At 69.7% G+C, this 23,428-nt stretch carries 22 protein-coding genes; 8 read left to right on the top strand and 14 right to left on the bottom strand.

What is annotated here, in order from left to right:
- Positions 1-21 precede the first annotated feature (21 nt).
- The 3 genes from thiE to ABD210_RS26480 are packed head-to-tail and all read left to right on the top strand — an operon-like array spanning position 22 to position 1,585.
- Entirely contained in the window at positions 22-732 is a 711-nt protein-coding gene (gene thiE / locus ABD210_RS26490) for a thiamine phosphate synthase (protein ID WP_344114870.1), read from the top strand.
- Positions 729-1,160 (top strand): guanyl-specific ribonuclease, encoded by a 432-nt coding sequence (locus tag ABD210_RS26485; RefSeq protein WP_344114868.1) that lies wholly within the window; start codon positions 729-731, stop codon positions 1,158-1,160. The genes thiE and ABD210_RS26485 overlap by 4 nt, the downstream gene beginning before the upstream one ends.
- Entirely contained in the window at positions 1,157-1,585 is a 429-nt protein-coding gene (locus tag ABD210_RS26480) for a barstar family protein (RefSeq protein WP_344114866.1), read from the top strand. The genes ABD210_RS26485 and ABD210_RS26480 overlap by 4 nt, the downstream gene beginning before the upstream one ends.
- On the opposite strand, the gene ABD210_RS26475 is transcribed toward ABD210_RS26480, so the two are convergent.
- On the bottom strand, positions 1,563-2,318 hold the full coding sequence (locus tag ABD210_RS26475; protein WP_344114864.1) for a YqjF family protein: 756 nt from the start codon (positions 2,316-2,318) through the stop codon (positions 1,563-1,565). The two genes, ABD210_RS26480 and ABD210_RS26475, sit on opposite strands and share 23 nt — an antisense overlap.
- A 9-nt stretch (positions 2,319-2,327) precedes the next feature.
- Positions 2,328-2,666, bottom strand: a complete 339-nt coding sequence (locus ABD210_RS26470) for a DUF4180 domain-containing protein (RefSeq protein ID WP_344114862.1) — start codon at positions 2,664-2,666, stop codon at positions 2,328-2,330.
- 74 nt (positions 2,667-2,740) lie between these two features.
- Between ABD210_RS26470 and ABD210_RS26465 the strand changes: the two genes are divergently transcribed.
- The gene (locus ABD210_RS26465; RefSeq protein WP_344114861.1) at positions 2,741-3,157 is read left to right on the top strand and encodes a helix-turn-helix domain-containing protein; all 417 of its coding nucleotides are present in this window, start codon (positions 2,741-2,743) and stop codon (positions 3,155-3,157) included.
- Positions 3,158-3,161: 4 nt separating this feature from the next.
- Here the strand turns inward: ABD210_RS26465 and ABD210_RS26460 are convergent, their stop codons facing one another.
- Positions 3,162-3,725 (bottom strand): dihydrofolate reductase family protein, encoded by a 564-nt coding sequence (locus ABD210_RS26460; RefSeq protein ID WP_344114860.1) that lies wholly within the window; start codon positions 3,723-3,725, stop codon positions 3,162-3,164.
- 10 nt (positions 3,726-3,735) lie between these two features.
- Positions 3,736-4,806, bottom strand: coding sequence for a polyprenyl synthetase family protein (locus tag ABD210_RS26455; RefSeq protein WP_344114858.1), 1,071 nt, complete (start codon positions 4,804-4,806; stop codon positions 3,736-3,738).
- A 56-nt stretch (positions 4,807-4,862) separates the two neighbouring features.
- On the opposite strand from ABD210_RS26455, the gene metF reads away from it, so the two are divergent.
- The 3 genes from metF (at position 4,863) to ABD210_RS26440 (ending at position 6,970) form a co-directional block, all read left to right on the top strand.
- Entirely contained in the window at positions 4,863-5,777 is a 915-nt protein-coding gene (gene metF, locus ABD210_RS26450) for a methylenetetrahydrofolate reductase [NAD(P)H] (protein ID WP_344114856.1), read from the top strand.
- Between the two features lie 449 nt (positions 5,778-6,226).
- Complete coding sequence (locus tag ABD210_RS26445) at positions 6,227-6,412, top strand: hypothetical protein (protein WP_344114854.1); 186 nt, start codon at positions 6,227-6,229, stop codon at positions 6,410-6,412.
- 27 nt (positions 6,413-6,439) lie between these two features.
- The gene (locus tag ABD210_RS26440) at positions 6,440-6,970 is read left to right on the top strand and encodes a SixA phosphatase family protein (protein WP_344114852.1); all 531 of its coding nucleotides are present in this window, start codon (positions 6,440-6,442) and stop codon (positions 6,968-6,970) included.
- Between the two features lie 636 nt (positions 6,971-7,606).
- On the opposite strand, the gene ABD210_RS26435 is transcribed toward ABD210_RS26440, so the two are convergent.
- From ABD210_RS26435 to ABD210_RS26425, 3 genes are all read right to left on the bottom strand, one after another.
- On the bottom strand, positions 7,607-9,814 hold the full coding sequence (locus ABD210_RS26435; protein WP_344114850.1) for a HelD family protein: 2,208 nt from the start codon (positions 9,812-9,814) through the stop codon (positions 7,607-7,609).
- A 205-nt stretch (positions 9,815-10,019) separates the two neighbouring features.
- Positions 10,020-11,327 (bottom strand): phytoene desaturase family protein, encoded by a 1,308-nt coding sequence (locus ABD210_RS26430; protein WP_344114848.1) that lies wholly within the window; start codon positions 11,325-11,327, stop codon positions 10,020-10,022.
- The gene (locus ABD210_RS26425) at positions 11,327-11,938 is read right to left on the bottom strand and encodes a DUF4126 domain-containing protein (protein ID WP_344114846.1); all 612 of its coding nucleotides are present in this window, start codon (positions 11,936-11,938) and stop codon (positions 11,327-11,329) included. The genes ABD210_RS26430 and ABD210_RS26425 overlap by 1 nt, the downstream gene beginning before the upstream one ends.
- Before the next feature lie 218 nt (positions 11,939-12,156).
- Here ABD210_RS26425 and ABD210_RS26420 point away from each other — a divergent pair, with 218 nt between their 5' ends.
- Positions 12,157-14,073, top strand: a complete 1,917-nt coding sequence (locus ABD210_RS26420; RefSeq protein WP_344114844.1) for an N-acetylmuramoyl-L-alanine amidase — start codon at positions 12,157-12,159, stop codon at positions 14,071-14,073.
- A gap of 81 nt (positions 14,074-14,154) precedes the next feature.
- Here ABD210_RS26420 and ABD210_RS26415 read toward each other — a convergent pair whose 3' ends face one another.
- From ABD210_RS26415 to ABD210_RS26385, 7 genes are read right to left on the bottom strand one after another with little or no spacing between them, the layout of a single operon-like run.
- Positions 14,155-14,619 (bottom strand): helix-turn-helix transcriptional regulator, encoded by a 465-nt coding sequence (locus ABD210_RS26415; RefSeq protein WP_344114842.1) that lies wholly within the window; start codon positions 14,617-14,619, stop codon positions 14,155-14,157.
- The gene (locus ABD210_RS26410; RefSeq protein ID WP_344114840.1) at positions 14,619-16,064 is read right to left on the bottom strand and encodes a M20/M25/M40 family metallo-hydrolase; all 1,446 of its coding nucleotides are present in this window, start codon (positions 16,062-16,064) and stop codon (positions 14,619-14,621) included. The genes ABD210_RS26415 and ABD210_RS26410 overlap by 1 nt, the downstream gene beginning before the upstream one ends.
- A gap of 3 nt (positions 16,065-16,067) precedes the next feature.
- Positions 16,068-17,303 (bottom strand): hypothetical protein, encoded by a 1,236-nt coding sequence (locus tag ABD210_RS26405; RefSeq protein WP_344114838.1) that lies wholly within the window; start codon positions 17,301-17,303, stop codon positions 16,068-16,070.
- Between the two features lies 1 nt (position 17,304).
- Positions 17,305-20,079 (bottom strand): hypothetical protein, encoded by a 2,775-nt coding sequence (locus ABD210_RS26400; RefSeq protein WP_344114836.1) that lies wholly within the window; start codon positions 20,077-20,079, stop codon positions 17,305-17,307.
- Positions 20,076-20,573: a hypothetical protein gene (locus ABD210_RS26395; protein WP_344114834.1), complete on the bottom strand. Its 498-nt coding sequence runs from the start codon at positions 20,571-20,573 to the stop codon at positions 20,076-20,078. Before ABD210_RS26395 ends, ABD210_RS26400 begins: the two co-directional genes overlap by 4 nt.
- Positions 20,574-20,578: 5 nt before the next feature.
- On the bottom strand, positions 20,579-22,525 hold the full coding sequence (locus tag ABD210_RS26390) for an N-acetylmuramoyl-L-alanine amidase (RefSeq protein ID WP_344114832.1): 1,947 nt from the start codon (positions 22,523-22,525) through the stop codon (positions 20,579-20,581).
- Between the two features lie 38 nt (positions 22,526-22,563).
- Positions 22,564-23,379 carry a hypothetical protein gene (locus tag ABD210_RS26385; RefSeq protein WP_344114830.1) on the bottom strand — a complete coding sequence of 272 codons (816 nt, stop codon included), beginning with the start codon at positions 23,377-23,379 and terminating at the stop codon, positions 22,564-22,566.
- Positions 23,380-23,428 lie beyond the last annotated feature (49 nt).

The following is a 23,428-nucleotide window of genomic DNA, read 5'->3' as shown; positions in this document are numbered from 1 at the left end:
TACACATGGCAGGCTGTTGCTGTGACTGAGCCCACCGCTACCGAACCCACCGTTGCTGAGCAGACCGTTGCTGAGCAGACCGTTGATGGTGACCTGCGCCGCCGGCTGGACGACGCCCGGCTCTACCTGTGCGTGGATGCACGGGAGAAGCAGGGTGACTTGGAGCAGTTCCTGGATGCCGCGCTGAGTGGTGGCGTCGACATCGTGCAGCTGCGGGACAAGAGCCTGGAGGCTGCTGACGAGCTGGCCGCGCTCGAGGTGTTCGCCGATGCCTGCAAGCGGCACGGCAAGCTGCTGTCGGTCAACGACCGCGCGGACATCGCCTTCGCCGCCGGAGCCGATGTGCTCCACCTGGGCCAGCGAGACCTCCCAGTGCGCGCAGCACGCGCGATCACCGGGCCGGAGCCGGTGATAGGCCGCTCCACTCATACCTTCAGCCAGATCAACGCCGCGCTGATCGAACAGGGCTCGGAGTACTTCTGCGTCGGCCCGGTCTGGGCGACCCCGACCAAGCCCGGCCGGAGTGCCGTCGGCCTGGAACTCATCTCGTACGCCGCCAGCCGTCAACCGGTGAAGCCGTGGTTCGCCATCGGAGGGATCGACCTCGACAGGTTGGACCAGGTGGTTGAAGCCGGGGCCAGCCGCGTCGTCGTAGTACGGGCGATCACTGAGGCGGACGACCCGGCTGCGGCGGCTGCGGAATTCAGCAGGCGGCTGCGGGGTGCCGGGTGATCAACAACCCGAAGGCGGCGAGGATCATCGCCGCAGTGGTGATCGCGATGCTGGTGATCACGCTGGCGGCTTCGCTGTTCGGGTGTAAAGCCGCGAAGCCCGCCAGCACGAGCCCCAAGGATCCCGACAGCGGTCTTGCCTATGTGGCGGTGTCGGACCTCCCGAAGGAGGCGCAGCAGACGCTGCAGCTGATCGACCAGGGCGGGCCGTTCCCGTACAGCCGGGACGGGGTCGTGTTCGGCAACTTCGAGAAGATCCTGCCGAAGCAGGACCGCGGCTACTACCACGAGTACACCGTGAAGACGCCGGGGGAGAGCGACCGCGGGACGCGCCGGATCGTGACCGGGAAGAACAGTGAGCGTTATTTCACCGACGATCACTACAAGTCGTTCCGCCGGATCCAGGCGGACGAGGGGACCAACGGATGACCGACCTGCGCACCCTGCTGGACAACGGTCTGCGCCCGGGCGTTTATCGCTGGCGGGGCAGACAGCCGGCCGACGAGGTACGTCGCGCTGTGGTCGGGTCCGGCTGGAACTTCGTGCTGCTTGACACGACCCGGGTGCACGACAAGGCGGGCTTCCTGGACGTCTGTGCAACGGCGTTCGACCTGCCGCGCTGGTTCGGGCACAACTGGGACGCGCTGGCGGACTCCCTGAGCGACAGGTCGACCGGGGAACCCGAGGTCGTGCTGTGGGAGGGCTGGCGCGAGTTGCTCGACCACGACCGCGACACGGTCGATGTGGCCCTGCAGATCTTCTCCGAGGACGCCAAGGAGTCGGGCCAGCTCCGCGTGTTCCTCCGCGAGGCGGACGACGTGCCTGACCTGGTCAGGGACCTGCCGGTCCTCTAGGCCTGCTGGCAAGCCCCGGCCCCCCGAACTTCGCCGGTACGCCGTCGCTGAACGCCAGGTGGTCCGGCGGCCGGCCGCTGAGCTCGCCCAGCCCCACCGAGGCGAGCAGGCCGTGCTCCTCGAACACAGTGAGCTCAGCGGCACGCAGAACCCAGGCGGGGTGCTCGTTGGGCAGGTACCACGTGCGTCCCGCTCGCCCGACGTGCAAGCCCCAGCGGGCGGTCAGGAAGTGTTCCAGCGGCCCTGGTTCGAGCCTGTCGCCGGCCTGGATGCCGATAGTGCTGGTGGCTCGGGTTCCTGGCCACCGCAGGGCCGACGTGTAGGTGTGCTGGTCGCCCTGCTGCCGGTGGCGCATCCGGGCCCAGCGATAGGGCAGACCGAAGGTAGTCCTGGCCGCTGCGACGACGGCCAGACGATCCGCATCCAGGCTGAGGAACACCACGCCGCGCCGACCCGTCGCGTCTACGGAGTACAAGCGGATATTGGTCTCGAGGAACGTCCCGAGCCACGGGATCGCCGGTCCGCGCGGCAGCCCGGTATCGACCATGCGGAACGGCACCAGGCCGACATAAGTCCGACCTTCGAAGGTGTCTGGTGTCGTTCCCGGCGGGAGGTAGTGCGCGACGGAGGCCCGGTCCACTGCCCAATGCAGGAAGGCGAGATCGCACCAGTTCTGCCTGAGGATGCGCGGCCGCCTGAGTGCCGGCGCTTCCGCGGTCACCGGCTCTACCATGGGCGCAATCTAGTGCAACCGCGCCGCGAAGCTCTCCAGGTCGGGAACGAACCAGATCTGCTTGCCCCTGTTCGTCTCCCGGACCCAGTCGCGGAACGACGCACTGGCCGCGAGGTGGTCCTCGATGTCTCCGACGACGGCCAGGTTCATCCGGTAGTCGACGAACTTCTGCGCGATCGCGCCAGCCTGGCCGGTCCGCAGTACGAAGAACTCGGGGGACAGGTGTTCGACGGGCAGGACGACCCATTCCGCCTGGTGCTCGTAGTGCGCTTGTGCGATGAGGTCGACGGCGTCTCGGTCATTCCGGATGTCCTGCGCGCAGACGTGCACGCCGGTCAACTCTGTCATGCCCCTAAACTACCGCAAAAGACCGTATCGATCGATTTATAGGGAATTCTAAGGAATCAGGGAGGCGGTGACTGATGGCGGGGGAGCTGTACTCGGTCGAGCAGGTCGCGGATCGACTCGGGCTGCATGTGCGCACGATCCGGAACTACGTACGGGACGGCCGGCTGCGGGCGGTCCGGATCGGCAAGCAGTACCGGATCGCGCGAGAGGACCTGGAGGCGTTCACCGGCTCCAGCGCGACCGTGTTCGACCCGGATCCACGACCGCGGCACGTCGAGGTTTCCAGCATCGTTCAGATCGACGCGATCGACCGGGCCGGGGCCGACCGGGTCAGCACCCACGTGGTCGCAGCCCTCAACCAGGACCTCGGCCGCCTGCGGGTCGAGACCGTCTACGACGAGGACCGCGCCACCCTGAAGGTGATCATCCTCGGCGACCCCGACCTCACCGCCGACCTGCTTCGCCTGATCACCATGCTCGCGTCGAGCTGACGAGCTACCACACCACCCGGTAGCGCAGGTGGGTGACATCCTCGGCCGGCAGGACCCGGATGATCGCCAGCTCGACGTGCTCTGCCTCGATGTGCTCGAACAGTTTGCGGCCCTCCCTCAGCAACACCGGCACGAGGTGGATCTGCAGTTCGTCGAGGTGGCCCAGGCGAAGCAGCTCCCTCGCCAACTCCGCGCCATGGACCAGGATGTCCTTGTCCTTGGCGGCCAGCTTCGCCGCGGCGACACCGACCTCGACGCCGTCGGTGACGAAGCTGATGGGCGACGGGCCCTTCGGTACTTCTTGTGGGGCCGCGTGCGTGACGACCACGATCGGTACGCCGTGGTGGTCGCCGCCCCAGCCGTCGACCAGGTCGTAGGTCCGCCGGCCGGTCAGGACCGCTCCGGTCGCCTCGTACTCCGCCCGCATCTCGTCCCGGGCCGGGCCGGGCGTGTCGAACCAGTCGAACAGCCGGTCACCGCCGATGCCGGCCGGATTCGCATGGTCGTCCCCGGGCCCGCTGATGAAGCCGTCCAGCGACATCGACATGAAGAGCACGGTTTTTCCCATGGATCGACTCCTACACGTGGCGTGAGGTGGCGGCAATCGCCAGATCGGCTAGTGCCTTCCGGGCTGCCTCGTCGTCGATGGGGGCACGGTCGAGGGCGTCGAGGGCATCTTCGGTGCGGTCGGTGATCAGGTCCTCGCAGGCCTGCACCGCGCGGCTGTCCTGCAGGATCTCGCGGAGCAGCTGGATCTCGTCGTCGTCGAGGTCGCGCCGGCCGAAGAGCCGGTCGAACTCGGCCAGCTGGACCTCGGAGGCGTGGTCGACGGCGTACGCGGTGAGTACGGTGCGCTTGCCCTCGCGCAGATCGTCACCGGCCGGCTTCCCGGTCAGCGCCGGATCACCGAACACGCCGAGCAGGTCGTCCCGCAACTGGAACGCCTCGCCCAGCGGCAACCCGTACGCCGAGAGCGCGTCGATCAGGTGCTGCCCACCGCCACCGAGGGCGGCGCCGATGTGCAGGGGCCGCTCGACCGTGTAGGTGGCCGCCTTGTACCGGAGGACCCGCAGCGCTCGGTCCATGTCCGCCTCGCCACTGGCCTGTGCGACGAGGTCGAGGTACTGCCCGGCCGTCACCTCGACCCGGACGGCATCGAAGAACTTCGAGGCACGGGCCAGCGCGGCCGCGTCGAACCCGGACGTGTTCAGCATCTCGTCGGCCCAGATCAGGCACAGATCCCCGAGCAGGATCGCAGCGCCGATCCCGAACCCGACGGGATCACCGCCCTTGCCGCTGGCCTCGGAACGCGCCCGCTGCAGTGCTTCGAACCGCCTGTGCGCGGCGGGCGCCCCCCGGCGTACGTCGGAGGAGTCCATCACGTCGTCGTGCACCAGCGCGCTGACGTGCAGCATCTCCAGGCTGGCCGCGGCCCTCAGGATCGGCTGGTCCGCATCACCACCGGCGGCCCGGAAGCCCCAGTAGCAGAAGGAAGGGCGGAGGCGTTTGCCACCACTGGTGGCGTCCCGCGCGGCCTGGACCTGCTCGGCCAGCTCAGGTCCGATCGCGGCGAGCCGCTCCTGCTGGATGTCCAGGAAGCTGGTCAGGGCTCGCTGGATGTCGGTCGGGATGTCTGCGTCGGCATACACGTCTCGGAGGGTAGTCGGTCTGTGCCCGCGCGCCCACGCCCCGGTAGCCTTGGCGGATGGTCAACGGTCTCCCCTCGACGCTTCCCGGCAGCACGCCGACTGTCCGGGAGCTGCTGGCGTCCGGGACCCGGTCCTTCTCGTTCGAGTTCTTCCCGCCGAAGACCCCGGAGGCCGAAGAGGTGCTCTGGCGCTCGATCCGGGAGATCGAGCAGCTGCGGCCGACATTCGTCTCCATCACGTACGGCGCCGGCGGCACCACCCGCGACGGCACGATCCGCGTCACCGAGCGGGTGGCGCAGGACACCTCGCTCACGCCGCTCGGGCATCTCACCTGCGTGGCGCACTCCAAGGACGAGGTCCGCTCGGTGATCGGGGCGTACGCCGGGGCGGGCGTCCGCAACATGCTGGCGCTCCGGGGCGACCCGCCAGGTGGTCCGACACAGCCCTGGGTGGCTCACCCCGAGGGAATGAACCACGCCGTCGAGGTGGTCGAACTGATCAAGTCGCTCGGCGACTTCTGTGTCGGTGTCGCGGCGTTCCCCGACAAGCATCCCGAGGCACCCGATCTCGACGCCGACGCCCGGGTGCTGGCGGAGAAGGCCAGGGCGGGCGCGGACTACGCGATCACCCAGATGTTCTTCGGCGCGGAAGACTACTTCCGGCTGGTCGAGCGGGCTGCGGCGCTGGGCTGCGACATCCCGATCCTGCCGGGCATCATGCCGGTCACGAACATCAAGCAGATCCACCGGATGGCTGAGCTGACCGGGATGGCGCTGCCCACCGCGGTGACGGACCGGCTGCACGCGGTCGAGGACGATCCGGCCGCGGTCCGGGCCGTCGGCATCGAGATCGCCAGCGAGTTGTGCGAAAAACTGCTGTCCGGTGGTGCCCCCGGCATCCACTTCATCACGCTGAACCGCTCGACCGCGACGCGGCAGGTCTTCCTCAACCTGCAAGGCACCACCGTCTGACCTCGCCCACCCCGGACAGTCGCTTACGTCCGAGGAGCTGGGGGGCCTGCCCTACGGTGGTTCGGACGTACGGCGGGGCTGGGGTGCGGGTGGTTGGTTGCGTCCGAGGAGCTGGGGGGTCTGCCCTGCGGTGGTTCGGACGTACGGAGGAACAGCGATGCAGTTGGTGGTTGCGTCCGAGGAGCTGCGGGGTCTGCCCTGCGGTTGTTCGGACGTACGGCGGGGCTGGGGTGCGGGTGGTTGGTTGCGTCCGAGGAGCTGGGGGTCCGCCCTACGGTGGTTCGGACGTACGGAGGAACAGCGATGCAGTTGGTGGTTGCGTCCGAGGAGCTGCGGGGCCTGCCCTACGGTTGTTCGGACGTACGGCGGGGCTGGGGTGCGGGTGGTTGGTTGCGTCCGAGGAGCTGGGGGTCCGCCCTACGGTGGTTCGGACGTACGGAGGAACAGCGATGCAGTTGGTCGTTGCGTCCGAGCAACTGCGGGGCCTGCCCTGCGGTTGTTCGGACGTACGCCGCAACGCGGTGCCGGTGGTTGCTTGCGTCCGAACAACTGCGGGTTCGCCCGCGCTGCAGGACACTGCTGACCGGTTGCCGGACGGCGCCGACCGCTGGTTGATTCCCGCCAGTCTGGGCTGACCCGCGGCCGGGCCCTATCCTGAGCCGATGGCAGACCCGTCGGACCTCTTGATCGACCGCACCCTCGTGCTGCTCAGGCACGCCAAGGCGGTCCCGCCCGAGACGATGCCCGACCTGGAACGTCCGCTCGCAGACCGCGGCCGCGCCGACGCCAAGGCGGCCGGCCGGTATCTGGTTGCCCAAGGCATCGAGGCCGACCTGGTGCTGTGCTCGCCGTCGGTGCGAACGCGCGAGACCTGGCAGTACGCCGCGGAGGGCGGCGCGATCGCGACCGACATCTGGTACGACCGCCGCGTCTACAACGCCGACACCGACGAACTCCTCGACGTGATCCACGACGTTCCCGCGCACGCGCGCACGGTCGTCCTCGTCGGCCACGCGCCCGGAGTCCCTTGGCTGGCTGACGAACTGGCCCTCGACGGAACCAGCCCGGCCCGCACCGAGCTGACCCAGAAATACCCGACCTCCGGCCTGACCGTCCTCCACCTCACCACCCGCTGGTCCGACCTCGCCGCCGACGACGCCGACCTCGTCGACTACGTCATTCCCCGCGGCTGACGGACCCGCTGCTCCGCCGTACGTCCGAACATCCCTGGGGCAGACCCCGCACTTCTTCGGACGCAAGCAACCGCCCGCGATCAGTTCCGTCGTACGTCCGAACAACAGTAGGGCAGACCCCGCACTTCTTCGGACGCAAGCAACCGCCCGCGATCAGTTCCGTCGTACGTCCGAGCACCCGTGGGGCAGACCCCGCGGTTCTTCGGACGCAACGAACCGCCCGCGACCGGTTTCGCCGCTGCCGCCGTACGTCCGAGCACCCGTGGGGCGGACCCCGCGGTTCTTCGGACGCAAGCAATCGCCCGCGCACCCGGTTCCGCCGTTTCCGCCGTACGTCCGAGCACCCGTGGGGCAGACCCCGCACTTCTTCGGACGCAAGCAATCGCCCGCGACCGCTGCCGCGGTTTCCGCCGTGCGTCCGAGCAGCCGTGGGGCAGACCCCGCACTTCTTCGGACGCAAGCAACCGCCCGCGCGCCCGGTTCCGCCGCCCTCGCCCGGTTCCGCCGCCCGCGCCCGGTTCCGCCGCCCTCGCCCGGTTCCGCCGCCCGCGCCCGGTTCCGCCGCCTTCGCCCGGCTCCGCGGTGCGTCCGAAGGACCGTGGGGCAGCCCCCGCGGTCCTTCGGACGCAAGGATGTCTAAGGCAACCAGTGGGTGGTGCTGTTGACGGTGATCATCCTCTGGGTGGCGCGGGTCAGCACCACGTAGAGGGCGCGGACGCCACCTAGCGTGTCGCTGACGATCCGGTCGGGCTCGACGACCACCACGGCGTCGTACTCGAGTCCCTTGGAGTCCAGTGGGCTCAGTGCGACGACGCGCGGGTCGCCGAGTTCGTTGAGGGCCGGGTCGACGATCGGGCGCAGCTTCGGCGGCACGATGACCCCCACGGTTCCCTCGACCAGTTGGAGGAGTTCCCCGGCAGCGTCGGCGGCAGCCTGCCCTACCTTGCCCGCGTCGAAGACCCTGTGCTCCGGCGCCACCCCGGTACGGCGTACCGCGTTCGGCAGGTCCGCATCCGGGATCTGCTGACGGATCACCTCACCGGCGAACGAGTAGATCTCCGCGGAGTTCCGGTAGTTCGTCGACAGCCGGAACGTGTGTCGCTGCAGGTGCGACAGCATCGAGTCCATCGCGGCTCGCGCCTCCGCGGGATCCGGCCACGAGCTCTGCGCGGGATCACCCACGATCGTCCAGCTGGCCTGCGGACCCCGGCGAGTGACCATCCGCCACTGCATGGGGGAGAGGTCCTGCGCCTCGTCGACGAGCACGTGCGCGTACTCGTCGGGCTCGTCCGCCTCCGCCACGGCGGCTCTCCGGGCCTGGCGTTCGGAGGTCGTGAGCACCTCGTTGACGCCGTCCGACAGGCCTTCCAGCCAGTCGAACTCCTCGTCCTTGCCGGCCTCCTGGATCGGCGGCCGACCGAGCAGGTTGCCGAGCTCGTCGAGCAACGCGACGTCGGCGATCGTGAACTCGTCCGTACTGCGGATCGCCGCGGCCAGCCGGTCGATCTCGGCCGGAGCGAAGTCCCCACGGGACCACCGCTGCGCGCGCCGCGCATCGCCGAGCCAGCGCAGTACTGCGCCCGGCGTGAGCACGGGCCACCACGCGGCGAAGAACGACTTGAACGCCGTGAGGTCGCTGACGATGTCCCCGAAGGACTCGCGATCGGCGTACACGCCATTGCGCAGGTCGTCGGGGAACCGTTGCCAGAGCGCGGCGATGAGCCCCTTGCGCGCCTCGGAGCCGGCGCGGTTCCGCGGCGTGCGGCGCAGGGCGTTGCGTCGTACGTTGTCCAGCTGGTTGACGTCCAGCTCGACTGTCGCGCCGCCGACGAAGACCCGCAGCGTGGTCGGAGCGTCGGGCACCCGGTCGCGGGCGGCGCGGGAGAGCAGCCCGCGCATCCGGAGCGAGCCCTTGATCGCGGCCACGTCTGCCTCGTCGACTGCGGTCGCCTTGACCCCGTCGACGAGTTCGCCCACCGCACGCAGGGACACGGTGTTCTCGCCGAGGCTGGGAAGCACCCGCTCGATGTAGGCCATGAACGCGGCCGACGGCCCGACCACCAGCACACCGCCGCGCTCGAACCGCCGACGGTCGCTGTAGAGCAGGTAAGCCGCGCGGTGCAGCGCAACCACGGTCTTGCCGGTCCCGGGACCACCGCCGATGACGGTGACGCCACGGGCCGGCGCCCGGATCGCCTCGTCCTGCTCGGCCTGGATGGTCGCGACGATGTCCCGCATCGTGTGCCCACGGGCCCGCGACAGCGACGCCATCAGCGCGCCCTCACCCATCACCGGCAGGTCCTCCGGTGCCCGTTCCGGCGCCAGCAGGTCGTCCTCGAGGCCGACGATCCGCGGGCCCTTGTTCCGCAGCACCCGGCGCCGTACTACGCGTAGCCGGTCCGTCGCGGTGGCCCGATAGAACGGCTCGGCCGCGGGAGCACGCCAGTCGATCACCAGCGGCTCGTACTCCGCGTCGCGCACGCCGATGCGGCCGACGTACAGCTTCTCCAGCTCGTCGGCAGTCTGTGCCGGCGGCGTGTCGTCGCCGTTGTCGGAGTCAAGCCGGCCGAAGACCAGGCCTTCGTGCTCGGCATCCAGTTCGGCGATCCGGCGAGCTGCCGCGAACACCAGCACGTCCCGCTCGTACAGGCCGGTCTGCTCCTCGTCGCGCACCCGCCCGACGTTCTGCGCCTGACCGCGTTGGTGCCCTTCGACCGCGATCCGGGATGCGGAGCGGGCGGCCTCGTCGACCCGGGTGTACACCCGATCGACGTGAGCTTGCTCGGCCTCCAGCTCAGCCCGTTCAACGTTTTCCAGATCGGTCGACGTGGGGGATTGATCCACCGGGGTCCTCTCTACTGCCGGGCACCTTGTCCGACACGGAACACATGAACGATCAATCCTAGTGCGCCCATTCCGCAGACCCCAGCCCCGCCCCGGTGCAGGAGTCGTGGGTTCGGACACGTACTGGGGACCTCGGACACGGAATAGCATGTCCGAGGTCCCCAGTGCGTGTCCGAGGACCCGAGAACTGGCTGCCGGTTGGCCGTCAGGCTTTGCCGATGGCGTCGGCGACTATGGCGGCGCCCAGGGTCGTCGCCGGGATGCCGGTGCCGGGGTGGGCGCCCGCGCCTACGCAGTACAGGCCCTTGACGGGGGAGATGTTGGCCGCGCGGCGCCGGGCGGTGCGGAAGCCTTCCCAGGCGACTCCGGTCAACCAGGAGGGTGAGACCTGGCGGGAGACGACCTTGTCCCGGATGTGCAGGCCGCGTGCGACCAGGAGGTCCAGTACGTCGTCCGTGGGGTAGCCGTGGACCAGCACCGACCAAGCCTGGTGTCCGGCTGGCGCCTGGCCGCCGGCGCGAACCACTACCGTCGGGCTGCCGTGCAGCACGGTCTCGAAGGGCAGGGTCGGCAGCGGATCGCGCAGTCCCAGGTGTACTACGTAAGCGGCCTGCGCCTGATGGGTGTGCAGCACCTGGCGGCGGACCTTCTTGGCGGCAGGGTCGTCGACGAGTTGGCCGTAAAGCTCGCGGGGATCGATGTCGCTGACCACGATCTCCGCCGGCAGATCCTCGCCATCGGCCAGTCGTACGCCGGTGACCGCGCCGTCTCTGGTGCTGACGCCTACCACCTCCGCGCCGGTCCGGATGTCGATCTTGCGCTCGCTGGCCCGTTGCGCGAGCGCATCCGCGAGTGCGCCGAATCCGCCGTCGATGGTCCAGCGGCCGAACGTGCGCTCGAGGTAGGACCACACGCCGACATACCCGGGGGTGAGTTTCGGCTCTGACCCGTGCTGCGTCGCGTAGTAGCGGAGTACGGAACGGGCGCGAGCGTCGTCGAGGTTGCGCTCGGCGACTCGTTCGAGGGACTGCCAGGGTTTCAGGCCGCGGATCGCGTTGAACGGCAACTTGTCCATCAGCGGAGGTTCCAGCGAGGTCTTCCGCAGGATCTGCCAGGTCTCGCCGTAGCCGTCCACCAGGTCGGTCCATCGCTGCGCGGTCTTCGCCCCCGCGAGATCGGTCCACGCGTCCAGTTGGGCGGCGCGATCCCCGACGGGCAGGTCGAGGACCGTTCCGTCGCCGAACATGTGCCGCCGCGGTTCGGTGATCGGATCCAGCTGGGCCAGGCTCTCGAGCGGCCTGCCGGACTTGCGGAACAGATCGCGCAACGCGGCCGGCAGGGTGGTACTGGCTGCTCCCGCGTCCCATCTGAAGCCGTCGGCCTCGACTCGGCCGATCACGCCGCCGAGCCGTCCGTCCTGCTCGCAGACGGTGACCTGGTGGCCGAGCTTGGCCAACCGTACGGCGGCGGCGAGACCGGCCAGGCCGGCCCCGATGACGATCACGCGAGCCATCAGATCGCGCTGCTCGGTGTCGCAGGACCGACTCGTCGCTCTCGCCAGGCCCTGAATCTGGCCAGGCCGCGACGGATCGCGCGGAACGCGAAGTAGACGGAGATCAGCCCGATCACGAGCAGTACGCCGGCGATGATCAGAGCGGCCGTCGGGTGGAACGCGGCCAGGGTGACGACGCCGGCGACCGCGACGTCCTCGCCCGAGGAGGCGGCGATGTTCGTGACCGGCTCGGGCGAGGTGTTGATCGCCAACCGGAGGCTCGACTTCACCAAGTGCGAAAGCAGCGCGACGACCCCACCGGTGGTCGCGATCACTGCCTGGTTCAGGGTGCTCGCCTGGCCGGACAGCAGGGCCGCGACGATGGCGCCGACGGTCGGCCGGATCACGGTGGAGATCGCGTCCCAGGCCGAGTCGATATACGGGATCTTGTCGGCGACGAACTCGAAGGCGAACAGCGCGCCGGCCGCGATCAGCACGCCGTTGCCGGTCAGCGAACTGGGGATCTCCGCGACATCGGCGAACCGGCCGAGCAGACCGAGGATGAGGACGCACGCATAGGCGTTGATCCCGCTCGCCCAGCCCGTCGTGAACGCCAACGGCAACGCTTCCATGGTCGTACTCCGTAACCCTCTGTTGCCAGCCCGTCGGAACGCTGTGTCACTCCTGACCTCACTCCACCATCCGGTCAGGTCGCCGTCAGAATCGAACCTTCTGACCCCAATTTTGGTTAACCGTTGACATCGAGATCTCCACGACTCAAAGTAAACGGGCTGCTGGTCTGTGTGACCAACGGCCCGGGCAACCCCAGACGGGTCAGGGAGATCAAATCATGCGTCGTCGTTCGAAGATTCTCGCCGCACTGGCAGCGGTAGCGCTGCCCATCTCAGTGACCGGCGTGTCGTCCGGCGGTCCACCTGTCGCGGTCGCCTCCGCGCCGGGACCGTCGTCCGCGGCTGCCGCCTCAGCATTCGAGGCGGCGTCGCAACAGTACGGAGTACCGGAGTCGGTGCTGCTTGCTGTGTCCTACGCCGAGACCCGGTGGGACGACCACCAGGGCAAGGCGAGCACGTCGGGCGGCTATGGCCCGATGCACCTCACGGCTGTCGACCCGACTGCCGCCGTTGACCTGTCGGGCGGCCGCAAGCTGGCCAAGGCCGATTCGCTCCGCACCCTCTACAAGGCCGCCGAGCTGACCGGGCTGGACGCGGTTGCGCTGCGCAACGACGCCAGCGCGAACATCGCCGGTGGTGCCGCACTGCTGGCTTCCTACCAGCGTTCGCTGGGATTGCCGGTCGGTGCAAACACCTCCGCTGCTGACTGGTACGGCGCTGTGGGCTCGTACGCCGGGGCCTCCGACCGGACAGGAGCTTCGGGCTTCGCAGACGACGTCTACGCGATCCTCGCGCAGGGCGCGGCCCGTACTACGAACACGGGCCAGCAGATCGTCATGCCGGCACTGAAGGTGACTCCGGCGAAGGCGCAACTGGCTCGAACTGGTTTGCCGGCCGCGCCCAAGTCGGCAGCAGCGACGGAGTGCCCGGCCGACCTCGGCTGCGAGTCGCTGCCGGCGCCCTACCAAGATCTGGGTGGCGGTGACTACGGCAACCACGACCTGGCGAACCGGCCGAAGACCGGCAAGATCGACTACATCCTCATCCACGACACCGAGGGTGGTTGGCAGGGCACCCTCAATCTGGTGCAGGACCCGACGTACGTGAGCTGGCAGTACACGATGCGCTCGTCCGACGGGCACGTCTGGCAGCACGTGGCTGCGAAGGACGTCGCCTGGCACGCCGGCAACTGGTACGTGAACATGCACAGCATCGGGATCGAGCACGAGGGCTTCGCGGCCCAGGGCGCGACCTGGTACACCGAGGCGCTCTACCGCAACTCGGCGCGGCTGGTCCGCTATCTGGCCAAGGAGAACAACATCCCGCTGGACCGTGCGCACATCATCGGCCACGACCAGGTGCCTGGGACGATTCCCTCGACGGTCAAGGGCATGCACTGGGATCCGGGACCGTACTGGGACTGGGAGCACTACTTCGACCTGCTGGGCGCGCCGATCTACGGGCACAGCGTCTTCCCGGTCAAGGAAGGCACGATCGTCACGGTGAAGCCGGGCTTCTCCGACAACGTGCAGGTCGTCACCGGCTGCAACACGGACGGCACCTGCGCTCCGCAGGGCACGAACTTCGTCTACCTCCGGCAGGCTCCGGACGACGCGGCTCCGCTGGTCAAGGACATCGGACTGCGGCCTGGGTCGACCTCCAGCACCACCGGCGTGTCGGACATCGGGGCACGCGCTGCGGCCGGTTCGCAGTACGTGGTCGCGCAGCGGTCGGGTGACTGGGTAGCCGTCTGGTACTTGGGCGCTCTTGCCTGGTTCAAGAGTCCTGCCTCTGCGCCGGACGCCTTCGCCAAGCCGGGGCTGGTGGTGAAGCCGAAGGCGGGCAAGACCACTGTGCCGGTCTATGGACGGGCCTACCCGGAGCAGGCCGCTTACCCGGCGGGTATTCCGTACCAGACGGTGACACCGCTGCAGTACACGATCGGTGCGGGCCAGGCTTACCCAGTGGGTGACGCCAACATCGAGACCGACTACTACCGGGCTGTGTCGTTCGACGGTCAGCCGCCGGCGGACCACGTCCAGGTGCTCGGCAAGGACCGCTACTACCAGATCTGGTTCGGCCACCGGATGGCTTACGTCCGCGCTGCCGACGTAGACCTCAAGCTGGCCTACTAGCATCCACCGCAGGTCAGACGAAGCCGTCCAGCAGTTTGCTGGACGGCTTCGTCAGCTGCCCGACACCGCTGTACCGGCGTTCTAGCGGAGTTGACCGGAGTCGCCGCTGCCGAAGAACTGCGCCACCATCTCGGCCCGGCTGCACACGTCGAGCTTCGTGAAGATGCGGCGCATGTGCGTCGACACGGTCCAGGGACTGATGTCGAGCGAGCTCGCGATGGCGCGGTTGGTGGCGCCGTCCGCGACCAGCCGGGCGATCTGCAGCTCGCGCGGGCTGAGCGCGTGCCGGGGTACCTGCGGGGAGATGACGAGCACGCACCGGACGTTGTCGTGCTCCAACATCACGGATACGCCGTTCTCGGTCGTCGTCGCGTCGATGGCGCACAGCTCGACCTGGATGGTCATCGCCCGCAGCGCGGCGATGACGCGCTGCCGGAGGAGTGCTGTGTCCGCAGGCTCCGCGGTTCTCGCGGCCAGGGGTTCCAGGGGCGGGTCGCCGGGAGGGCTGTCTCGCCCGGTTGACGTCGGAACGGCTGTCGCGGTCATCATTCCTCCCCCTCGATGCGCGCCAGGGGAGCGCCGGAGCGAACCCATCGGCTCCCCTTATGGTGATCGCTTTGGAGCCGCGCGGATACAGGACCGGCACGAATTGAGGGTGCCAGTGCGGAAAGCAGTGCCGCGGACGTGTCGACGCCGGCCGCCCAGCCGGCCAGATCCATCGCCTCGTCCGGTCCGTGCGCGTTACCGCCGGGGGTCCCGAAACCCAGCAGGAGCGGGCGAATCCCGAAGGTGCGGGCCATCATGCCCACCGCGGGAATGGTGCCGCCGGACCGCACGTAAGCCGGTGGGCGCCCGAAGCCCACCGCGCACGCCTCCTCCGCTGCCCGCCGGGTAAGCGCATCCGGCATCGTCTCCAGCCCCGGTGTCGCGGCGATGACATGCAGCCGCACGGTCGTCCCGCGCGGGGCGAGCCCGTCGAGCAGCCGGCGCGCGCGGAGCAGCACATCGGCCGGGTCCGCCCGCGGCGGCACCCGGAGGTCGATCCGCGCCGCACTCCGAGCCGGTATTGCGCTGCCCTGCGCGCCGGCGGTGAGCCGGGTGACGCTGAGCGCGCCGCGCGTTGTGATCCGCTCATCCATCCCAGGTCCGGTCATGGCCCGCCCGCCCGCAGCCCGCGCCACAGCCGCATCCGTGCGAGTGCGTGGCTGTACGCCGTCCGTCCGCATGCGCGGCTGTGCGCCGAGGGCGTCCGCAGGGCGGGCGCCGAGGGTGGGGAGGAGCTCGTCGTGCAGTGTCAGCAGCGCCTTGGCCAGCACCAGGCCGGGATCCACCACGGCGCCGCCCAGCCGACCGGGGTGCACGTCCGGTCCACCGGTGTCGACCTCGAGCCGGGCGACGAGGTGGCCGCGCTGGCTCACAGTCACGGTGGGCGCGCCGTCGTCGTCCCGCTCGGTGTCGGAGACGACCACGGCCACCGGCCGAACCCGCCGGGCGAGCGGGCGCAGTACGGCATCGAACCCCGGGCTGCCCACCTCCTCGGCGCCCTCCGCGATCACCAGCACCTGCACCGGAGGGACGCCAGCTTGCCGCCACGCGTCCAGGGCGCAGAGGTGGGCGAAGAGCTGTCCCTTGTCATCACCGGCGCCGCGGGCGTAGAGCACGCCGGAGCGGACCACGGAACTGAAGGGGTCGGACGACCACCTCGGCCCGGCGGGCTGCACGTCGTAGTGGCCGTATATCACTACTAGCGGCGCGCCCGGCGGTGCCGGCCAGTACCCCAGGACGACGTCCCGACCTCCGGCGGTTGGCCGGACGTCCACCCTCGCGCCGTGGGCACTCTGCCACGACGCGAGCCACCGGGCCGCGTGGGCAACGTCCGCGGCCCGCGCCGGGTCAGCGCTGACGGACGGGATCGCGAGCCAGGCACGCAGTTCGGTCAGCCGGTCGGTCCTCCACCGCCGAGCGGCGGCGAGCACCGAGGGCGACGTCACCTCTCACCGGCGCGGCCGGGCGGGGACGCCGCCTCGCCCGCCGCGGTAGGTCCCCAGGCCGTTGCGGCGCGGGTAGATCGGACCGCCGCCGCGCGCGGCAGGCGGCATCTGCGCGGGCGACCGCTCGCCGTACCGAGCGGCGACGCCTGCTTGGCCCAGCTGCTCCCACGGCATGACCCGGTCGGTGCCCGTTCGCTTGGCCAGGCTCATCGCCTGCGCCGACGTGAGCCATTCCTCGGCCGGTTCCGCGATCTCCATGAGCAGCGACTCGAACTGCCCGCGGCCGGTCTCCATCACGTGGTTGCCGGACAGCCAGCGCAGTACCTCGCGCCCGTTGACCGCCATCCGCTGCCGTGGGCTGCTCTGCAGCCGCACGTCGAAGTACCGGATCAGGACCTCGTCGACCACGTCCCACGCGTTGGCCGCGCCGAACAGGTCCTTGACGTCCTTGGACCCGAGGATGCCGAAGCACTCCTCCAGCAGTTGCATGACCTCGACCCGCAACACGTTCAGGTGGCCGTAGGACGTGAACTTCAGGTTGTTCCGCAGGTCGAGCCCGGCCCGGCGGACCACGGCGATCGATCCGAAGCTCGGGTCCAGCGCCCGCTCCCGGATCACGTCGCTGATCCGCTTGTCCCGCCAGAACAGCGTCACCTGGTTGACGAAGTGCGAGAACAGCATGTGGAAGTCGGTGTTCGGCCGGCTCTGCCCCGCGCCGAGGCCGCTACCGTAGCCGAGCACCCGGCGGTAAGCGGCGACCCGGTCGTTCTTCGTGTAGCGCAGTACGTCGCGTCGGTCGAACTGGTAGAGCTTGTAGGCACCCTCGCCGCCGGACAGCCGGATCGCGCCGCCCTCGAAGAGCTCCTTGAGCTTCTGTACGACTCGGAACACGCCGATCCGCTCGTGCTGGTAGATGTAGTAGAGATCTCCGACCGCGACGACCCGCTCGGAGTTGACGTTCTCGTCGTACTCCATGACCCCCTGCGGGATCTTGACGTCGCCGAACTGCTGCGCGGCATCGGGACCGACGCCGACCAGCTCGGCGAGGCCACGGTCCGGCGGCTTCGGTCCGGCGGCATCCGCGGCGCGCGCCGCCTGGACGAGATCCTCGAGTTGGCGGTTGATCTCCTCGGCAAGGGCCGGATTCGACACCAGGCTTCCCGAGAGACGCTCGGATACCTGACTCCGCAACGCCTGCATGCGATCCAGCAGATCCTGATAATCCCGTTCGGAAAGCATGTCACTGCTCCTTCTCGTCCGAGCGGTCGCTGCCGTCAGCTTGCGCCTCTTCATCCGCACGCAGTGCCGCTACGACGAAACGACGGACCTCTTGGCTGGTCTGGATCTGCTTGACCCGCATCTCCTTCGTGCCGGGCAGTTGGTCGATGAGCGCACGCAGCCGATCCAACGCAGACAGCTCCCGTTCGGATCTGGCGTACACCGGCTCTTCATCACCGGGCCCTTCCCCTTCGATCGGTTCCATCTCGGTCTGCTCTGCCTCGGTCTGCTCTGCCTCGGTCTGCTCTGCCTCGGTCTGCTCTGCCTCGGCCTGCTCTGCCTCGGCCTGCTCGGCTTGGGTCTGCTCTGCTTGGGTGGGCGGGGTCTCGGTCGGCTTCTGCCAGGTCTGCTCGGGCCAGGTCTGCTCCGGCTCGCCGGCAGAGGTTTCGGCCCCTGCGGCGAGTTGCCCGGAGCGCAGTTCCTCGCGTCGGGCGACCGCCTCGGCCTGGACCTTCCTCGCACGTTCGGCAGCATCCGCCGCCGCATCCGCGCGGGCCTCCGCAACCTCGGCTGCCTCGTTCGCTTCGGCCTCGGCGCGAGCGGCGCGGGTCTCGGCTGCCTCGGTCTCGGCGTAGTGCCGATCGGCGGCGAGTACGGCGTCGATGAGGTTGGTGAGTTTGTCGCCCTCCAGCACCGACCGCAGGGTCTGGGGCGTGCTGCTACGGGAGCTACTCAGATCCTTGCCGACGTCGCTCGCCCTGGCCTGCACGTCCCTGTCCTTGACGATCCCGCGGAGGCGGGAGAGGCCCGATTTGGCGACCTTGAGCAGGTGGCAGCCGCAGTCACAGTCCTCGCAGTCGTCGCCGCAGTCGGCCAGGCACCTGTCCACGACCTCGGGGTCCACGGGGTCGGCCGGGGACTGCGGGAGGAACCGCTGGTTCGGCGGGATGTCGTCCCAGTCGTCCGGACCGTTGTCACCGGCGACCACGCCCGCCGGCTGCAGCTTCGGCCACGTCGTCACGGTTGGGCCCTGGATCAGACGCCCGAGCTCGCCGTCGATGATCGCCAGGGGCACATCGCTCGCGGCCATCAGGACGCCCCGCCCGCCCGCCCCATCCAGCAGGGTCTGAAGCGCGCTCGGCAGCGCCTTTCGCTGGAAGACTCCCGACAGATGGTCGTCGTCCGCGCTCGCGCTGCCCTGCAGCGGGAGCACCAGGGACGCGAGGTTCGCCGGGTTGCCGTCGTCGGCGACGAACGCCGGTATGTAGGTCGGGCGCAGGTGCAGGCCGCGCACCTCGGCCCGGACGAATCTGTCGTCGGAGTCGGTGTCGTCGTCGAACGGCACTACGGAGAGGTCCAGCAGCACGACTCCGGCGAATCGACCGATCCGGATCGCCTTGGCCGTCAACCGTTCCACCAGTCCGCAGAGCGTTGACACGGCGATCTTTACTCGTCCCGCGTACATCCCCGGAGGTAGCGGTGTGCAGCAGCCCAGGGGGATGCACGTGACCTGCCCGCGCGAGCCGCAGTGGCAGCCACTGGCGCACGACGCACTGCCGCAGGGCACCAGCCGACGTACCAGCTTGTCGCGCAGGTTGATCAGCAGTGCGGCGGCTGTCGGGGTGAACGACGAGACGAGCCCGTCGCGGCCGGTGTCCCGGATGATGTTCGGGCCGTCCTCGGTGAAGAAGACCCGCAGCCACTGCACGAGGTCGTCGAGCGTGAGCCCGGTGCCCCGGTCGAGGACGACGGTCTGGCGCTCGGCCGAGGAGACGAGCACGGAGTCGAGCACCGCTTCGAACTCGTCGACCTGCTCCGAGGCCGCCGCGAGCAGCCGGCTGATCTGCACGAGGTCCGTGCCCAGGAAGCCGCTTCCAGCGCCGAGGGTGAAGTCCTGCCGCCGGGTGTCCCACGACCGCTGCAGGTCCGTGATGAGTTCGACGAGCGTCCAGAAGCTCGTCCGTTGCTTCTCCTCGTCCACGGTGTTCACGTGGTCATCGTCCAGGCCGAAGCGGTCGCGAAGCGCGCCCAGTTGGCCGGGCACGCTGTCCGGGTCGATCTCGGCGAAGGCCGTGGGCACTGAGCCCACCGCTGTGCCGGAGGTCGAGACCGATGACGTCGGCCAGAAGATCGCGGAGAGCGTGGGGGGCCCAGCCGTCGCAGGAGTCGGCGTGGACCCGCCGGCAGCCCTCCGCCTCGGAGTGGCCGACGGGGACATCGACGGGGTCCTTGGAGTGGCCGCCGGGATCGGGGCGGTCGCGGTGGTCGGTTGGAAGCCGGTCAGGACGGAGAACGCGGAGTCCACCAGCGGGACCCGTGGGCCGCCCTCGCGACCGAGCTCAAGGACTATCCGGCGGACCGAGTCACGGACCAGGCCGCGGTAGGCCTCGCAGTCCTGCGGATCGGCGTCCGTCCGCAGCGGCTGCAGGCTGTCCAGCATCCGCGTGATCTGCTCGTGCGCCGCCTTCGCCCGCAAGTACAAGGAGGCTTGGCCGCCCGTAACACCGCCGAGGTCAGCCTGGACGGCGACGCCGCGCGGCACGTATTTGGCGACGACGTGGTCCTCGACGACCGACAGCTCGAAGGACGCCGCGAGTGCGGCCGAGAAGGCCTTGGGGTCCTGGACGCGGGGCCGCCAGCCCAGCACGTCCCGGATCGCCGCACTCACGGCCGGCCCCTGGTCGCCTGTGATCCCGGTCGAGGTCGACGGGCGGGCCACCCCGTCCGTCGTCATCAGCGGGAAGGCCTGGTCGACCTCGACGACCGGGAGCCCTTGCTGCAACTTGTCGTTCGTCACGACGACCTCCTGGAGATGTTCGTCCTGGTCGTATCGGTGGGCGGTGGGGTCACGAGCTCGTGCCATGCGGCGCCGACCGCCTGGCCGGCGGCGACGAGCGGCTCCTCGCAGCGTTCGAGGCTCTGCTCGACGCCGGACCACCATGAGGGCCAGGCGCCGCCCCGACGCCTGGTGGAGCCGCGCAATTGGGAGACGGGGCCGTGCGCACGCAGGTCCCGCCAGTAGATGAGGCCGGCCTCGCGGACGAGCCGCTCGACGTCGCACAGCTCGCGCATTGCCTCTTCCACGCTCGCGGGTGGGCTGCCGTCGAATCGGGCGAGTGCCTCCGCGAGCCGGCCCTGGATCTCGACGGCGAGCTGCGCGACGTGCTCGGCGGAGGCGAGGTCGCTCTCCTCCGGCTGGTCGTCGTTGGTGTTCAGGACGAGCTCCGCCACCGCAAGCCAGAGGTCCCGCAGTGCGACCTGCAGCGCCGCGCGGCTGTCGTCGACGGTCACGGCGATCACCGCCTGGCCAATTGGACGTAGAAGTTGCGCATCAGCTTGTCAGGCTCCGCTTGGCCCTGGTCCAGCGCCGAGCGCACAGCGCCGATCAGGAACCGCTCCGGCACGACGCCGGGGTCGACGCCCTTCGCAAGCCGGCGCCCTGCCTCCTCGATCATCGTCTGGTGCCGCGGCTCGAAGAAGATGACGTCGCGCAGCGCCTTGCCGCCGAGGCCGGGGAAGGGCGTGTAGCAGACGGCCTCCACGACCGCGGGGATCGCGCTGTCCGCGGTGGCGAGCAGCTTCGGGGGCAGCGCCGACCCGTGGGTGGACGGGTACAGCTGCGACCACGCCCGCCGGAACTCCGCGGCGCGCTCCGGGAACCCCATCCGCCGCAACAGCTCGCAGGAGAGGAACGTGCGCAAGTACGGCGTCGGGTGCACGCTGCGTGGCGAATAGCCGAGGCTCTGCGCCGGCGTCCGGCCGATCACGTCCATCAGCGAGGCGACGAAGGCCTCGCCGCCGAGCAGACAGCCGACCATGTCGCCGAAGATCTCGCGGTTCCAGCGCACCCACACCGCGGCCACCGGCTCGGGAAGGCCGGCCGCGCGCAACCGCCGCGCGATCGACGAGGGCACCGCCTGCTCGAGCTGCAGTTCGTTCTGCAGGTTGTGACTGACCTCGTGCAGGATCGCGCCCATCGTCCAGGGGTTGACCATCCGGTGGTAAGGCAGCTGGACGAGCGGAAACGGGTTGAGCTGCCTGCCGAGCCGACGCAGCGGAATGCCGCGGCGGAACGTGGCCGGCGAGAAGCCGGTCCGCATGTAGCAGAACGGCGGCGGCGAAGGAATGCTGCGCTCGTTGCCCAGATGCATGAACACGTGCTGGTAGCAGTCGAGCGTGATCCGGTCGCAGGCGTCCAGCCACTCGCCGAACGCGCTCTGCCGCTGCCCGAACAGCTCGAAGTAGAAGTCCCAGACCCGCTCGGTGGCGCGGACCAGGTCGTGCGCCTGGGTCTTCAGCTCCATCGCGAGACCCATCCGGGTCTCGGATGGCCGCGCCTGGGCGGCATCCGAGGCGCGATCCAGCCGCTCGACCACGGTCTTCAGCGGCCCCCGCAGGGTGGTGAGAAGTGCGTTCACCGCCTGCACGTGACCCTCGCTCGGCCGCGCCGGCTGCGTGCCGAACTCGTCCCGGCGGAAGTCGCGCAGAGCATTCAGGTGCCGGCGGACGTTGAGCGCCTGGCCGGACAGGTAGACCGGGAGAACGTCCTGCCGGGCGCGCGCGGCGCCTGGCCGCACGACCGGAGTGGCCCCGCTGGCGCCGTTCAGGAATTCGCCCTCGAACCATGGCAGCGACGGGAGCCAGGTCGGCCAGGACGACGTCGACGTCGGCGCCGGCGCTGGCGCCGGTGCGGGAGTCGGCGCGGGGGGAGGCGTGCCGCCGATCGCGCTGACCCGTGCGCGGAACTCGGCCATGTCGAAGTTGGGGTCGATCTTCCGGCCGGGTGGATCGGCGACCTCCTTGTGCCCGAGCACGGCCGAGACGCCCAGCCCGAAGTGGTCGATGAGCACGCGGCAGAGCTGGGCGAAAGCGGCCACCTGGACCTCGGGCCAGGTCGCGTCGGTGCCCGTCGCCTCCGCCTCGATCCCGATGGCATGGCTGTTGCTCCACGACGGGTTCTGCACCGTCCCGGCGTGATTGCAGCGGCCGGCGGCGATGACGTAGACCTTCCCGGAGCGGGACAGCCCGAAGTGGGAGAGCGGCCCGCTGAGGTCCGGGCGTCCGTTGATGAGGGTGTCGAGTGAGGGCATGTCGGCGGTGCGGTTCAGCGTCGCCGTGTGGTGGCAGACCACCACGCGGACGTCGCTCATCTCGCCGCGACCCCGGGTCTCCCAGGCGGGCACCTCGATCACCTCGAGGCTGGTCTTGCGGGCGACGCCCGCGAGGTCCGTCAGGTACGGCATCGTCCCCTCCCCTCCGGGATCCCGGTGTCTGCCGGTCGTCAGCGCCGCGCCGGGCGGCGCCGCGCGGTTCGTGGTGGGGCCTGCCGGCGCCGACGGCGGGGCGAGGTCGCTCCAGGGGACTGGCTGCGGCTGCGCCGGCGGTAGCGACGGTCGAACGTGCTCACCGCGCGCACAGCACGGTCCCGCTCGGGGGGCGTGCGCAGTACCCGGCCTGCGATGCGGGTCATCGTCGCGATCGCCGTGTCGGCCGTGACAGGCCGCCCCGCCGCCGTCTGGTCCGCCAGGCTCTGCGCAGTCCGCTGGAGGATCACCGGCATCGCCACGACGTACTTGCGCGTCGCCGGGTTGCGCCGCAGCCGGCGGCCCAGAGCCGACGTGCCGCGGATCAGCGCAGGGGCGTTGCGGGCCAGGACGCCCGCGGCTCGCGGGATGAGCTTGGACATGATCGGGACCATCGCGCCGAAGAACGCCTCGGCCTCGGCCTCGTTCGAGGTCTGCGCCGCCTTCGTCGAGAGGTATGCCATCAGCTCGGCGTCGGGGTAGATCCGGCGTACTGGGTTGACGAACGCCTCGTCCTCGTACTCCTCCTCCGCCTCCTCCTCGGTCTCCGCCTCGACCTCGAACTCGAACTCCACCTCGTACTCGCCGTCGCCACCGCCGCCGAGCAGGCCGCTCAGCGCCTTGCCGATGCCGCCCATCGCGCCGAGGAAGTCCTCGTCCTCGTCCTCCGCCTCGAACTCGCTCTCGTCCTCGGTCTCGAATTCGGCCTCGAACTCGTCTTCGGTGTCGAACTCGTCCTCCAGTTCGAACTCGCCCTGGATCTCGGGGTAGTTGCGGTTCAGTGCGGACGCCATGGTCGTCCCTCCACTCGGTTCGGACGTCGATGTGCTGGTGGGCGCCGGG

It is taken from the genome of Kribbella alba (genome assembly GCF_039529635.1).
Taxonomy (GTDB): domain Bacteria; phylum Actinomycetota; class Actinomycetes; order Propionibacteriales; family Kribbellaceae; genus Kribbella; species Kribbella alba.
Note: the sequence above shows the minus strand (reverse complement) of the source record. Positions and strands in the feature narration are given on the sequence as shown.